General features: G+C 57.9%; 14 protein-coding genes. 9 read left to right on the plus strand and 5 right to left on the minus strand.

The window, feature by feature from the left end; genetic code table 11:
- Positions 1-41: 41 nt before the first annotated feature.
- The 3 genes from ACTJK5_RS09120 to ACTJK5_RS09130 form a co-directional block, all read right to left on the minus strand.
- Positions 42-1,265, minus strand: a complete 1,224-nt coding sequence (locus tag ACTJK5_RS09120; protein ID WP_335322831.1) for an ABC transporter substrate-binding protein — start codon at positions 1,263-1,265, stop codon at positions 42-44.
- A 75-nt stretch (positions 1,266-1,340) separates the two neighbouring features.
- Entirely contained in the window at positions 1,341-2,081 is a 741-nt protein-coding gene (locus ACTJK5_RS09125; RefSeq protein WP_062425960.1) for a helix-turn-helix transcriptional regulator, read from the minus strand.
- A gap of 162 nt (positions 2,082-2,243) precedes the next feature.
- Entirely contained in the window at positions 2,244-3,041 is a 798-nt protein-coding gene (locus ACTJK5_RS09130; protein ID WP_440612223.1) for an IclR family transcriptional regulator, read from the minus strand.
- Between the two features lie 121 nt (positions 3,042-3,162).
- Here ACTJK5_RS09130 and ACTJK5_RS09135 point away from each other — a divergent pair, with 121 nt between their 5' ends.
- The 4 genes from ACTJK5_RS09135 to ACTJK5_RS09150 are packed head-to-tail and all read left to right on the plus strand — an operon-like array spanning position 3,163 to position 6,387.
- Positions 3,163-3,933 carry an SDR family NAD(P)-dependent oxidoreductase gene (locus ACTJK5_RS09135; RefSeq protein ID WP_335322833.1) on the plus strand — a complete coding sequence of 257 codons (771 nt, stop codon included), beginning with the start codon at positions 3,163-3,165 and terminating at the stop codon, positions 3,931-3,933.
- Positions 3,933-4,850, plus strand: coding sequence for a 2-dehydro-3-deoxygalactonokinase (locus tag ACTJK5_RS09140; RefSeq protein WP_335322834.1), 918 nt, complete (start codon positions 3,933-3,935; stop codon positions 4,848-4,850). The genes ACTJK5_RS09135 and ACTJK5_RS09140 overlap by 1 nt, the downstream gene beginning before the upstream one ends.
- 35 nt (positions 4,851-4,885) lie before the next feature.
- Positions 4,886-5,494: a 2-dehydro-3-deoxy-6-phosphogalactonate aldolase gene (locus ACTJK5_RS09145; RefSeq protein WP_062425964.1), complete on the plus strand. Its 609-nt coding sequence runs from the start codon at positions 4,886-4,888 to the stop codon at positions 5,492-5,494.
- A 5-nt stretch (positions 5,495-5,499) separates the two neighbouring features.
- The gene (locus ACTJK5_RS09150) at positions 5,500-6,387 is read left to right on the plus strand and encodes an SMP-30/gluconolactonase/LRE family protein (protein WP_440612224.1); all 888 of its coding nucleotides are present in this window, start codon (positions 5,500-5,502) and stop codon (positions 6,385-6,387) included.
- A gap of 253 nt (positions 6,388-6,640) precedes the next feature.
- Here ACTJK5_RS09150 and ACTJK5_RS09155 read toward each other — a convergent pair whose 3' ends face one another.
- A complete protein-coding gene (locus tag ACTJK5_RS09155; protein ID WP_062425966.1) occupies positions 6,641-7,993 on the minus strand; it encodes a putative bifunctional diguanylate cyclase/phosphodiesterase in 1,353 nt (450 codons plus the stop codon).
- A 106-nt stretch (positions 7,994-8,099) separates the two neighbouring features.
- Entirely contained in the window at positions 8,100-9,761 is a 1,662-nt protein-coding gene (locus tag ACTJK5_RS09160; protein ID WP_440612225.1) for a response regulator, read from the minus strand.
- 339 nt (positions 9,762-10,100) lie between these two features.
- On the opposite strand from ACTJK5_RS09160, the gene mutL reads away from it, so the two are divergent.
- The 5 genes from mutL to ACTJK5_RS09185 all read left to right on the plus strand — a co-directional run bounded on the left by mutL (position 10,101) and on the right by ACTJK5_RS09185 (position 14,492).
- On the plus strand, positions 10,101-11,918 hold the full coding sequence (mutL, locus tag ACTJK5_RS09165; RefSeq protein WP_440612226.1) for a DNA mismatch repair endonuclease MutL: 1,818 nt from the start codon (positions 10,101-10,103) through the stop codon (positions 11,916-11,918).
- A 74-nt stretch (positions 11,919-11,992) separates the two neighbouring features.
- Positions 11,993-12,223 (plus strand): DUF2093 domain-containing protein, encoded by a 231-nt coding sequence (locus ACTJK5_RS09170; protein ID WP_062425969.1) that lies wholly within the window; start codon positions 11,993-11,995, stop codon positions 12,221-12,223.
- 53 nt (positions 12,224-12,276) lie between these two features.
- The gene (locus ACTJK5_RS09175; protein WP_062438573.1) at positions 12,277-12,678 is read left to right on the plus strand and encodes a DUF350 domain-containing protein; all 402 of its coding nucleotides are present in this window, start codon (positions 12,277-12,279) and stop codon (positions 12,676-12,678) included.
- Between the two features lie 11 nt (positions 12,679-12,689).
- A complete protein-coding gene (locus ACTJK5_RS09180; RefSeq protein ID WP_113259971.1) occupies positions 12,690-13,334 on the plus strand; it encodes a DUF1190 domain-containing protein in 645 nt (214 codons plus the stop codon).
- Entirely contained in the window at positions 13,335-14,492 is a 1,158-nt protein-coding gene (locus tag ACTJK5_RS09185; protein ID WP_440612227.1) for a glutathionylspermidine synthase family protein, read from the plus strand. It begins immediately after the preceding gene.
- Positions 14,493-14,551: the final 59 nt, after the last annotated feature.

Consider the following 14,551-nt stretch of genomic DNA (forward strand, 5'->3'; position numbering starts at 1 on the left):
GGGGCCGGTCGCTACCAAGACGATCTCGATCGAAAGCGCCATCAGCTTTCGTGATGGGTGGCAAAGCTCTCAGGATCGAAGATCTCGCCATCGAAGAAGGTATCCGGCCCGAGAAGAAGCGGTGCGCGATCGGCGCCAACATAGACCCGCGTGTTGAGCGTTCCTTCCAGCTTCATATTCGCCGCCGGCACCGGCGCGAAGATCGGTCGCACGGCCTTGCGGAATATGTCCGGCCGAAAGACTTCGGCAGCGGCGTCTCGAACGCTCTCGGCAGCGGCGGCCTGTGGCGGGCATTCGTTCCAGCGGATCATCTGGTTGAAGAACCAGAGAGCCTGGCTTTGCCATGGGAAGTTCGCAGCATTCCCACTCACGCAGAAGAAGTCGTGGCATTCCAGCAATCGGGCGGGCGAGTGCGGGATGAAACCGGATAGAGAGGCAAGAACGTGGTCGATCTCACAGTCAAGATAGGTGGGCGAGGCTAGAAGATCGGCCAGCTCCTCCCTGTTTGCGGCGGAGGCACACCATTCGCCTGCGCGATAGAAGGCGCGCAGGACCACGTGCAGCGTCTGCTCATTCGTTTCTGCCCACTGCCTCGAAACGGCGAGCCCCTTTTCGGGCCCATTTTGCCAGATATGCGATTTGGTGGTGACGATCCGCCCCTCCCCTTCCATCGTGACCGCGCTTCCATAGGGCTCACCCACATAGAAGCCGTCGATGCTGCCGTCTCGCAGCAGGCTTGGCATGTTGGCGGGTGCCGCTTCCACGGTCGTCACATCGTCTTTGCCGATCAGGCGGGTGCTGGCAATGAGATAGAGAAGCTCGTAGGTCGATGTCGACGAGGAGTGTTCCGTGGCGAAGATCAGGGGTGGCAGGTCGGCTTTTTGACGCGCCATGGCAACGCGAGAAAGCGCACGGGCAACCGATCCTGGATCCGGGATCTTCATACCCTGCTCGACCAGATCATCGTATAGTAGAGAGCTGACCACGAGCGTAGAGCCGCCGGTCGCGAGAATGAAGGGAACGATGAGATCGGCTTCAACGTCAGCCGATGGTAGAGCGAGAGCAACCGGCAACGAGACGGATAGATGTGCGCCATCGAGTTCGGCTGAAGACCACGCGCCCAGAATATCGCGCGGTCCGTTCATTCTGATCAGTTCAAGGGCGACGCCTTCGTCGGCGGCAAAACCTTTTTCAAACGCTGCGACGAGAATAGCGCAGTCTACGGTAGGAGAAAACGCTGCCCTGAAGCGCCGTGTTCCTGCCAAATCAGTCTCCTCTTTGCCGAGAGATGCAGGATCACCCACACCGCCCCGGATAACAACAGGAAAAAGAAAAAATCCCTATTTTATCAAGCCTACACGCAGTGCCTTGGCGACAGCCTGGGTCCGATTGACGGTATCGAGCTTTTTTGTCGCGCGATTGAGGTAATGATTAACGGTATGCTCGGAAAGCGTGAGAATATCGGCGATCTCGGCACTTGTTTTTCCCGCCGCAGTCCAGTTGAGGCAATCGATTTCGCGGTCGGTTAATGTGTCGCTGATTCGTGAGTCCAGGCTTCGGACATGGGCGAGATGGCCATACACGTGTGCCGCCAGATAGAAGATTTCCGCCACCTCTGAGCGAGAGAAGGATGACTTGGCTCCCGAGAGCGACACCGCACCGCGCATGCCTGTCATATCCTGAACGGGACACCAGACCGAATTCACCATATCGAAACGGGCAAACAGGTCTTTGAACTTGTCTGCGACAACCGGGCGCAGACCGTGACCCCTGAAATCCTGATTGACCACAAAAGGCGCGCTCGCCTTCTTCAGGGCACTGTAGACGTTACTGTCGACGAGAAGCCCGTCATTGTCATACTGCTGCAGCAGGTCCGCCGGCCAACTGGTGATAACTGTGCATTGCGACAGTGTCAGCGACATCTGCATGGGCAGGTTCATCACCATGAAGGCCTTCATGCCCCAGCTTTCCGTCACGCGCTTCATGAAACGGAACACATCGTACTGACTTTCCAGGCACGTCAGTTCGGAGACGCTGTCTGCCCCCATAGGAGAAAATTTTTCTGGTTCGGCGACCGGCATTCGCAAGTTCTTTATAATGGGCTACATTAAGAAAGGGCCAAGAAAAAAAGATGACTGCTATCGTTAGCAAAATACAAGTCTAACGCAAATGAAAGTTGGTACAGGTTCGTACACCGCCTTTGCCGGGTTGTAAGCCGTTATGAAGATGAGCAAAATTCTACCTCAGGGGCTGGGTGCAAGCCGAAGTGCCGCGTCAGCGGAAATACGTCTCGCAATCTCTTTGACGAGCGGAGCCCAGCTTTCCAGTCGTTCCCTCGTCAACCGGTACGCCGGGCCGGTCACGGAGATCGCGGCATAGAGCCCCGGCCTGTTCGTCTCGATTGGGACTGCGATGCACTGGATGCCTTGCTCATGCTCTTCAAGATCGAAGCCATAGCCGTGCTCGCGTATTGTCTCGATCTCCTCCAGCAGCGCCGGTACGCTGATGATCGTGTTTGGCGTGAAAGACCTCAGCGACAGGGCCTCGAAGGTTTTGAGCAACTCGTCCTGCGCAAAGAGTGACAGGGCCGCCTTGCCGACGCCGGTGCAATAGAGCGGCGAGGTGCGGCCGATCTGCGAATACATCCGTACCGCGTGCTTACCGTCGATCTTGTCGAGATAGATGATCTCAGAGCCGCGAATGACGCCAAGATGGACGGATTCGCCGGTCTCTTCATGCAAGGCACGCAAGTGAGGCGCTGCCACCGAGCGCAGATCGCTCCCGCTCCAGGCTTTGGCCGCGAATTTCAGCAGCCTGATACCGGCACTATAGGATTGATCGCCGTTTTGCTCGAGAAGCCCCTCCTCCACCAGATGGGATAATTGCCTGTGCAGTGTCCCACGGGGCTGGCCGGTTTTTTTCAGTATCTCGGTAAAACGGGGCGGCTCTGGCGCCATCACCACCATCTCGAGAACGGAAATGGCTTTGCCGAGCGTACCAGTCGAACTGTCTTTGTTTCCATCGTCACGAGAGGTGGGCACCAGATTTTCTCCGAAGACCGCACGCCTGCGCTTGACATAGCCAGCAACAGAAGGCGATTATTCCATTTAATAAAACTTAGTTCCAAATATTGGAACTTTCAACCTTTATGTTGATATCGTCATGAACAGCCATTTCAGCCCGCCACCAGAATTTTCCAACAGAGGTGTTCTGATCACCGGAGGCGGATCCGGTATTGGTGCGTCCCTGGTGGAGGCATTTGTCCGCATTGGCGCAAAGGTCGCTTTCATCGATATCGATGTGCGGGCAAGCGAAGCGCTTGTCGACAAGCTTTCGCCGGGAGCCAGCACTGCACCACTCTTCCTCAAGGCGGATTTGAGGAACCAGGCTGAACTTTCAGAGGCCGTGAAAGCGGCCGGGGACGCGCTCGGTGGGATCAGAGTTCTGATCAATAACGCCGCCTGGGACGACCGACACGATATTGACACCGTCACCAGCGACTATTGGGATGCGAACCAAGCTGTCAATCTGAAGCAGGTCTTCTTCGTCACGCAAGCCGCACTCCCCTATCTGAGAGAAGAACCGGGCGCCTCCATCATCAATTTCTCGTCGATTTCCTATCTGCTCAATATGGGCGAGCTACCTGCCTATACGGCGGCCAAGGCGGGCATTATCGGATTGACGAAGAGCCTTGCGGGCCGGCTTGGGCCTGAAAACATCCGCGTCAACGCCATCCTGCCCGGGATGATCGTGACCGAGCGGCAGAAGGACCTCTGGCTGACCGACGAGGCCATCACCCATACCGTCAACCGACAGTGCCTCAAGCGGACTTTGACCGGTGAGGACCTCGTTGGTCCCTGCCTCTTTCTGGCTTCGGATGCCTCCGCCGCCATGACCGCACAAACAATGATTATCGATGGAGGTCTTCTATAATGTCAGATGCTGCATTCATTGCCGTAGACTGGGGTACGACGAGCTTTCGCCTGTGGCTTTTGAGCCGATCGGGCGATGTTCTTGCCGAGCGCCGCAGTTCCGAAGGGATGACGACGGCGATGCACACGGGCTTTGCTGAGGTTCTGGCATCGCATCTTGCAGCCATCTCCGCACCAGAAGGCCTGCCCGTGATTGTTTGCGGCATGGCAGGGGCACGGCAGGGCTGGATCGAGGCGGGCTATGTGGACGTTCCCGCCAGTCTCTCCGAAGTCATGGATCGTGCGACCCGCGTTCCGGATCAGAAGAGCGATATCCGCATTCTTCCCGGTCTCGCGCAAAGGGCAGAAGGTATGCCAGATGTGATGCGCGGCGAGGAAACCCAACTTCTCGGAGCGCTATCGACCGATCATCGCACCGGCGCCCAGCTCGTCTGCATGCCCGGCACCCATTCGAAATGGGTTCGCGTCAGGGATCTCAACGTCACGCAATTTTCGACCTTTATGACCGGCGAGATTTTCGATGTCGTCTCGAAGCACACGATCCTGTCCCACGCCATGGCGGACGCAGAGCCCTTCAGCGGCGATCTTCCCGCGTTCAGCAATGCGGTGATCGACATTTACAACAATCCGCAAATGGCGACGAACCGCTTCTTCACCTTGCGTTCCGGGCAATTGCTGCATGGTCTTTCTGCGACGGATGCGAAAGCCAAACTCTCCGGAACGCTGATCGGCTTGGAAATTGCCGGTGCGCATGCCAGTGCACCGCGCGATTCCTCCGTCATCCTGATCGCCTCAGGCGGCCTGGGTGAACTTTACAAGGCCGCGTTCCACGCTCTTTCCATCGACTTTATCACCATTGACGCCGATGATGCGGTTCGCCGGGGGCTGATTGCCGCTGCGACATCCATCTGGCACTGAGGAGTTTCAAACCCGTGTACGTTCCCTTTCCCGAAATGAAATACCCGCTCGTTGCCATTTTGCGCGGCATTCGTCCTGAAGAGACCGAGGGCGTCGTTGTCGCCCTGCTGGAAAGCGGCCTTCGCGCCATCGAAATTCCGTTGAACTCGCCGGATGCTTTCCGCTCCATTGAAATCGCAGCCAAGCTTGCGCCCGCCGATGCACTGATCGGTGCCGGGACTGTTCTGACCGTCGATGACGTGGCACGGCTGGATAGAGCCGGTGGAAAACTGATGGTCAGCCCGAATGTCGATACCGCCGTGATTACGGCGGCGCGCGACAAAGGCATGGTGACGATGCCGGGTGTTCTCACGCCGACCGAGGCCTTGCTCGCATTGAAAGCCGGTGCGACCGGCCTCAAATTCTTCCCCGCAAGTGTGCTAGGGCCGTCGGGCATCAATGCCATTCGCGCTATTTTGCCGAAGGACACGCTGGTCGCAGCGGTCGGCGGCGTATCGGACAAGAACTTCTCCGATTATACGAGTGTCGGTATCAAGGCGTTTGGCCTGGGAACAAGTCTCTACAAGCCTGGTATGAGTGCAAGCGAGGCCCGCGAGCGGGCAGAGATCACCATCAAGGCCTATGACGTGGCAGTGGGAGGATAAGATATATGGCGACCAATCACCCGTTTCAGGGGAAGGTTCTCGACAGCACGCAATTGATGCTGGGCGAAGGGCCAAGCTTCGACCCGATCTCCAAGCGGATCGGCTGGCTGAACATTATCGGCAAGGAGTTGCATGAGCTCGACCCGGCATCGGGCGAGAAGAACGTTACGTCCCTGCCCTTCATGGCAAGCGTGGTCGCCGCCATCGATGCGGAGCGGCAGTTGCTGGGAACGGAAGATGGCCTTTTCATCCGCAACCGCTCCACGGGCGAACTGTCGCTGCATGTCGATTTCGAGCCCAACAAGCCCGGCAACCGGTCGAATGATGGCAGGGTGCATCAAAGCGGCGCGCTCTGGATCGGCACCATGGGCAAAAAGGCCGAGGATGGCGCAGGGGCGATCTACCACGTCGCAAAGGGCGTCGTAACGACGCTTTTCGACGCGATCAGCATTCCGAATGCCATCTGCTTTTCGTCGGATGGCGCGACGGCCTACTTTGTCGACACCAATGTGAACCGGTTGATGACAGTGGCGCTCGATCCCGCAACCGGACTTCCGACCGGCGTTCCAAGCATCTTCCTCGATCGATCCGAGGACGAAGGCGGCATTGACGGGGCGGTCTGCGATGCCGAGGGCAACATCTGGAACGCACGCTGGGGCGAAGGTGCTGTCGATTGCTATGATCCAACCGGCCGGCACACCGACCATTACGAGCTTCCGGCATCTAGAACGACCTGCCCGGCCTTCTTCGCCGCTTCGGCGGACCGCCTGCTGGTGACGTCCGCATGCGAAGGACTGGAAGACAACGAGATCAAGGACAACCCAATGCACGGCGCAACCTTCGATCTCGGCATTACCGTCAAGGGCAGGCTCGACGGGATCTACAAGCTGTAAGATTTGCGAGCTAAAGCATGTCGCGCAAAAGTGTGTAGCGGTTTTGCGGGTGCCGACATGTGACAAGACAGGAACCTAAAGCGTCCGGAGCGATCTGAAAGACCGCGACGCGCTTTAAGAGGGCGCCAGGTGCATTAATGGCGTCCTCAGATTATAAGAAAATGCTTTTAGAAATCGGCTTCGCGCGATACGGCAAAGACGAAGTGGGTGCGAAGGCGGTCGTCAAAGACCCCTCGCCCCTAGAACCATCAGATCAGTTCAGATCTGCGCTGGCTACGCGATAGCTGTCGTTCAGGTAGCGGCGAGTAGAGGCGGCATCTGCCGGGCGTCCGTAGAAATAGCCCTGCCCCATGGCGCAACCAAGCCCGCGCAACTTTTCGGCCTCGCTGCCATCTTCAATCCCCTCGGCGACGACCTCGAGGTCGAGACCATCGCACATGGCGACGATCGCCTTGATGATGTGCTCCGAGGGGCGGTCGGTACTGATGCGGGAAACGAAGGCGCGGTCGATCTTGACCTTGTCGAAGGTGAAGTCACGCAGGCGACCCAGGCTGGATTGTCCGGTTCCGAAATCATCCAGAGAGATGCGCACGCCCGCATGCTGAAGCTCCGAGATAATGCGCTGCGCAGTATCCGCCGAACTCATGACCGCGGTCTCTGTTATTTCGAGTTCCAGGCGGCGGGGGTCTAGGCCGACGCGACGCAGACTGGAAAGAATATTGGCCGCTGTCGATGGGTCCATCAATTGAGCGGAGGAGAGATTGAAGGAGAGAAAAAGTTCGCGCGGCCACGACAACGCGGTTTCCGCGGCCTTTCGCAGCAGGGTCTCAGACAGCGCGTCGATAAAGCCACGCTCCTCCGCCAAAGGCACGAATACATCCGGCGGCACGAAACCGAGATCCGGATCATGCCATCGCGCCAAAGCTTCGAAACCGATCACCGTGCTATCGGCCAGTCTGACGATAGGCTGGAAGTGCACGTCGATGGTGTCGCTGATGATCGCGTTTCGAAGTGCCTGCTCCAGTTGCGTGGCGCGCTTCATCTCCTGGGCGATCTCCCGGGAGTAGACGGTGATCTGGCCGCGTCCGCGACGCTTCGAGCGATAGAGCGCGGTTTCCGCGCTTTTCATCAAGTCCTCGAACTCCTCACCTGCGAAGGGATGGATGGCAAAGCCGAAAGAGGAGGACAGGCGCACGTTTCGATCGCCAAGATCGTAGGGTGCCGACAACACGTCCTTGATCATCTGCCCGATGCGCTCTGCACCGCTGCGCTCGAAAATAAGCGGCAAGATGAAGGCGAACTCATCGCCATCGTGGCGCGTGACGATCGAGCCATCCATCATGCAGGCCTTCAGGCGATGGGCTACCTGGCAGAGAATTTCGTCTCCGGCATGCGCGCCGAACAGGTCGTTGATGGGCTTGAATCCGTCAATATTGACGATGCCGACAGCAAACGGCGCGGGATCGGCGGCCCGTTCAGCCGCAAGCAGTTTTATCTTATCACGCAGGCGATACTTGTTGCCGAGCCCCGTGAGCGGATCGCTATACGCCATCGCCTGCAATTCATGCTGGCTGATGAGCGGAAGAGTCGGCGCGGGCGGGTTCATTCACATATCCTGTGGGCCTGTGGTTGGTCGCTATTATCGGTGGCCCGCAATTAACAAAGAATATCGCCGCGAATACGAGATCCCACCACCACGAACATGTGTGCGGTCATCCATGAAGGCTGTGAGAGAAACGCGGCAGAAAACGCTTCAGCAACATATCGATTATATCTGGACTAATTGGTTTGAGCAACATTTCATCCATGCCGGCATTGAGGCAGGCACGCTGATCTCCCTCGAAAGCCAAAGGAACGACGCCAATCAAAGGTGTTCTTTCGCCCGTCGAGGATTCCAGCCTGCGGATTTGTCGAGCAACCTCAAAGCCATCGATATCCGGTAGCGTGGTATCCAGGAGCACGACCGACGGCTTTTCCGACTGGAAGAGCGCCAGCGCTTCATTGCCGGACGGCGCCAGCCTGTATTCGATCTGCAGACCTTCCAGTATCTGCGAAAAAACGATCTGGTTGATCTTGTTGTCCTCGACGACGAGAACATCGAGCCTTGGTCGGTTGAGCGATTCGTCATCGCTGTTGATAACGACCCAATCGTCGTCCTTGCCCCTGCCCTGCTGCGTGTTTTCAAGCGAACGAAAATGATGCGTCAGCATATTGACCAGCGAACTGCCGATCTCGAACTCATCCGCCATCATCACGCCGATGCCGAATGTCGTCGGCAGGTCCAGACATTCGAGCGGCAATTGCACGTCAACCACAACTAGGTCGATCTTGACACCCATGGATGCGGAGAGGCTCAAAAAGGCTTCCTGCTCCTGGAGGCCGACGGCAACGGCGCAATCCACACCGATCGTCGACAATCGCTTGCAGGCCGCTTGGCCCGCCTCGGCATTCGGCATGACGAGAAGGACGCGACGGCCCTTCATCACCAGTGAAGCCTGATGGTTTTCGTCGTCCATATAGGAACTGCGCAGGAAGGAGAGATGCTCCAGCCCCGGGATAATACGCCTGCCATCCGGCTGGGTCATGGCAAAGGCTGTGACGTCATCCATCGTCGTCACGAGAAAATATTGACCGGGTTTGCCGACCCTGTGCTTTCTGGTGATGACGAGAATCTCGTCGCCCGTCAACAGCGTGACCATTTCCGGCAGGATGGCCGGCACGCCGGTCTCAAGCACTTGCCTGTCCATCGCGTCGATGCGTGTAGCAAGCTCATCCGAATGAATATCGAAGACATTGCGACCGAGGATCAGGTCCGGGGACGTTTCGATCAGAGAACAGCCAGCCTTGTTGACGGCCGAGTAGATGCGGTTTTTGTCCTTCACGAAGATGGACAGCGGCAGATTGTCGAGGATTTCCTCGGTGATCTGGACGCGTTCGATGTCGGCGCGCCAATGTTCCTCGCGTCTTTTCTGCTCGGTGATATCGGCGATGGCGCAAATGCAGAAACCGGAAGGAACGCGCCGCTTGGTGAAACGCAGCCATCTGTCGCCAGGGCGCTGCTCCACCGTTTCGGACCGTTCCGCCCAATGAGCCGCAAGGCTCTTGGCGATCCACTCTTCGCGATCAACACGGTTGCCACGCGAAGACACCTCGCCGAAGCCGGCGCGATCGTAGATTGCGCCTAAAACATCCTTCAGTCTTACGCCTGGTGCCACCTCTGCCTTCTCGAGCGGCAGGAGCGTGAAAAGACGGTGGCTGGCAAAAACAAGGTTGTCGTCACGATCATAGATGAGAATCGCTGCAGACATTGCATCGCTAATAGCGTCTAGCATCGCTGCTTGAATGGCCACGCCGTCTGGCGCTAAATCATTCATGACAATTCCCTACACACGTTTCGAGAACGCGCTCAATTCATCTTGAAAACCTGCAATAGCAATAGGCTTTGGATATAACGGGAACATGCGGGCAAAATGCTCGACAGTCCTTCGGGATCAAACAAGACGGCCCCAGCGCTTCCGTCCTGCCCTTATCAAGCATCCTGAAAAGACAAATAAATCACTCATTCAAGCAGGATCAGTGATATCGTTTCGGGATTAAAGACCTCTTAAATTTGAAAAAAGAACAATCCTGGATTGGCGAGACAGTGAGCGCGCTTTCGGTGGAGAGGTGCGATTTCTCTTTCGTTACGCCCACGAATCCGCGAGAATGGCAGCATGTCCATCAAGCAGCTTTCAGAAACCCTGATCAACCAGATCGCCGCGGGTGAAGTGATCGAGCGCCCATCGAGCGCCGCCAAGGAACTCATCGAAAACGCCATCGATGCCGGAGCGACCAGGATTGAGATCGCCACGGCGGGCGGTGGCAAAGGCCTGGTCCGCATCACGGACAATGGCTGTGGCATGTCCACGCCCGACCTCGAACTCGCGATCCGCAGGCATTGTACCTCGAAGATTTCCTCGACACTCGACGATATCCGCACGCTTGGTTTTCGAGGCGAAGCCCTCCCCTCGATCGGTTCTGTCGCTAAGTTGACCATCACCAGTCGCGCGCAAGGCGCGACCGAAGGCGCGATCATATCGGTTACCGGCGGCAAGGTCTCGACGGTGCGACCCGCGGCAGCCAATACCGGTACGATCGTCGAAGTGCGCGACCTGTTCTTCGCCACCCCGGCCCGGTTGAAATTTCTCAAGACGGAGAAGGCGGAGGCTGCCGCCATCACAGAAATCGTCAAGCGCATGGCGATTGCCTTCCCGCATATCCGTTTCGTGCTTTCAGGCACGGATCGCTCGACGCTGGAATTGCCATCGACCGGGGACGACCATCTCGCCCGCATGGCGCAGATCCTTGGGGCCGAGTTCAAGGATAATGCCATCGAGATCGATGCCGTGCGCGAAGATGTAGAGCTTACCGGCTTTGCCGGCGTTCCCACCTTCAACCGTGGTAACTCCGCGCATCAATATATGTTCGTCAACGGTCGCCCGGTGCAGGACAAGCTGCTGCTCTCGGCCATCAGGGGCGCCTATGCCGAGACGGTGCCGCATGGCCGATACCCGGTTGCGGTACTGTCGCTCCGGCTCGATCCGGCGCTGGTGGATGTCAATGTGCATCCGGCGAAATCAGATGTGCGCTTTCGCGACCCCGGCCTCGTCCGAGGATTGATCGTCGGCGCCATCCGCCAAGCCCTTTCCCGCGAGGGCGACCGCGCCGCGACCACGGGTGCTTCGCAGATGATGAGCGCATTTCGGCCTGGCTATAGCCCGTCGGCAGTCAGACCCTACGCGTCACAGGCCTGGACGCCTGCCAACTCCCCATCCCGGCCGCTGGAAATGTCGGATGGGCTGGCTCTGCGCGAACCGGCGCAGTCGCAATTTATCGACATCACAATGCCGACGGCCCGGTCAGACGTCTTTCACACGGATGAAAAGCCTGTCGCTACTCTCGAGCCGTCGCGCTATCCCTTGGGGGCAGCGCGCGCACAAGTCCATGCCAATTACATCGTTGCCCAAACCGAGGACGGGTTGGTGATCGTCGATCAGCATGCCGCGCATGAGCGGCTCGTCTTCGAGGAGATGCGCAAGGCGCTGCACGCCAAACGGCCCGCTTCGCAGGTGCTGCTTATCCCCGAGATCGTCGATCTTCCCGAAGAGGATTGCGACCGACTGATGGAGCATGCGGAAGGCTTCGACAAGATGGGGTTTGCCATCGAGCGTTTCGGACCAGGCGCGGTCGCGGTTCGCGAAACGCCAGCCATGCTGGGCGAAGTCAATGTTCAGGGGCTCGTTCGGCAACTGGCCGATGAGATCGCCGAATGGGATACGGCAAGCAGCCTGTCCGGCAAGCTGGAATATGTTGCTGCCACCATGGCCTGCCATGGCTCCGTCCGCTCCGGACGGCGGATGCGGCCGGAGGAAATGAATGCGCTTTTGCGGCAGATGGAAAACACGCCAGGCTCCGGCCAGTGTAACCATGGCCGTCCCACCTATATCGAACTGAAACTTGCCGACATCGAAAAGCTCTTCGGCAGAAGCTGAGGCTACTAGAATTACAGGCTGCGTAGGAATAGAGATCGCATCCCAAGATGAGAAGACCGAGGAGACGCACGCGCATGAACAGATTTGACGGTGGACAGAGGGAAGCGAAGATCGAATATCTCGATGGCGACCTGCGTATCGTCCAGACCGGCTCCTACGTGGTTTGCGCCATGACGGGCGTTCAAATTCCGGTTGATGAATTGCGCTATTGGAGCGTTGTACGCCAGGAGCCTTACGCGGATGCCGCGGCCTCCGTGGAGGCGGAAAAACGGGCGGGCGCTCTACCGAACCAGAAGCGCGCTTGAAGCAAAAAACACACAAGCCTTGATGTCCAACTCGTCATTGTGAGAGAGCCGATATGTTCGGATATGTTGCGGGGCTGCCTGCATTTCTTAGCTACTTCGCATTCGGACTGCTTGCCTATGCGGTGTTTGCCGGCATCTACACGCGGCTGACGCCGCATGACGAAATGAGGCTGATACGCTCCGGCAATCTCTCCGCCACGATCGCATTTCTGGGCGCGCTTGCAGGCTTTGGCCTGCCGATGGCATCGGCGGCTGCCAACTCCGTCAACATTATCGACTTCATCATCTGGTCGATCATCGGCATCGTCGTGCAGATCCTGGCCTTCTATGTGGCGCGCGCCAGCCTGCCCGGCATTCATGAGAAGATCGGCAGAGGCGAGGTGTCCGCGGGCGTGTGGGGCGGCGGCATCGCGCTTATCATCGGCATCCTCAACGCTGCCTGCATGACCTACTGAGGAGACTTCGCATGAAAAGACGGATGCGAAGTCACGCAAGGCCGGTTCTTGCACTCGGAACGATCACGGTATCGGGGCTGGCACTCGCAGGCTGCGGCGAACAGCCTCCTGATGCCTTCGTCTTCAAGTCGACGCAGCAATGCGTGATGAGCGGGATCGGTGCGGATGTCTGCGATGTGGCCTTTCGCGACGCGACGACCGACTACAAAGCGAACGCGCCGCGTTTTGCCGATCAGGCGAGTTGCGAAGACAGCTTCGGCAGCGGACTGTGTACTCGATCTCCACGGACAGGGCAGGATATCGCGCCCTTCATTCCGGCACTGACCGGATTTTACTTGGCGCGCAACGTTCGCTCGGTTTCAGATTACTATGCGGATCGCAAGCGGCAGGAAGAAGAAGAGGAAGCCGCAGCCAGCTCCGGCGGTGGCGGTGGCGGAGGCAGCGGCGGCGGCGGTGGCGGCGGTTCATTTCGCTCCGGCAGCGGCTCGGCCGTTTATAAGGATAGGCAAGGCACCGCCATGGTCGCGCGAAGCCAAGGCGACCAAGCTGGCAGCAACTCCTATCGCTTCCTGAAGAATGTCAGCTACGGCGTCCCGGAAACAACCGCACGGAGCGGTTTTGGCCATTGGAGCTCGTCCAGCCATTATGGCAGTTAAATGAAACGCATCGCCCTTCCTGAAAGACCCGACTGGCGCGCACAGGCAAAATCCGTCGGTTTCGGGTTTCATGAAATGTATGGAGAGCCCTACTGGGTCGACAATGCGGCTTACCTCTTCAATTACGAGCAGATCGAAGAGGACATCGAAGCGCCCTCGCAGGAACTCCATGAGATGTGCATGGACCTTGTGGCGGATGTCGTTACCAGCGAGGAGTCGCTTGAGAAGCTTAAAATTCCAGACGAGATGCGAGACGCGGTAAGGCAGTCCTGGCTTCGGGGCGACCGGCATCTCTATGGCCGGTTCGATCTCGCCTATATGGGCAAGGGTCCGGCAAAGCTTCTCGAATATAATGCCGACACGCCGACTTCGATCTTCGAGAGCGCCTATTTCCAATATGACTGGCTGACCGACCAGATTGCTGCAGGCACGCTCCCCGAGGACGCCGATCAGTTCAATTCTCTTCAGGAATGCCTCGTGGAGGCGTTTCGCCAGTTCCCGTCTGAGGGCGTTTTTCACTTTTCCACGCTCCTGGACAATGAAGAGGATCGCGGCACCACGACCTATCTGATGGACTGCGCCATACAGGCCGGTCATCAGGTGCAACTCATCGATATCCGCGATATCGGTGTGGATCGAACCGGACGCTTTACCGACCTTCAGGACCGTCTGATCGAACGCTGTTTCAAGCTCTATCCGTGGGAAGTGATGTTCAAGGAGCCTTTTTCGGCGCACCTTCCAACGGCAGGCGGCGTGTTCGTCGAACCTTTATGGAAGTCCATTCTCTCCAACAAAGGCATCCTTCCGCTTCTGTGGGAGCGCCATCCAGGACACCCCAATCTCTTGCCGAGCTATTTTGCCGACGATCCGCGGGCGCAAAACCTCGCCGATTACGTCAGCAAACCGCTTTTCTCGCGGGAGGGCGAGAGCGTCTCCCTGTTTGAAGACCAGCAGTTGGTTGTTGAAAACCCCGGCATCTACGGCGCTGAAGGTTACGTCGTGCAGGCGCTAGCGCCGCTTTTCGATGTCGACAATGTCCATGCCATTCTCGGAAGCTGGATCGTTGGGGACGTGGCATGCGGCCTCAGCATTCGCGAGGATGAAAGCCGTATCACCACCAACCTCTCGCGCTTCGTGCCTCACCTTGTCGTCGATTGACGCAGAAGGTGTCACTCACCTTTAACTTGCTATCTCCGGAACCATAAAGGTGCGCTGAT

The sequence above is a fragment of the Agrobacterium sp. 22094 genome (assembly GCF_052046015.1).
GTDB classification, from domain to species: Bacteria; Pseudomonadota; Alphaproteobacteria; order Rhizobiales; family Rhizobiaceae; genus Agrobacterium; species Agrobacterium cavarae.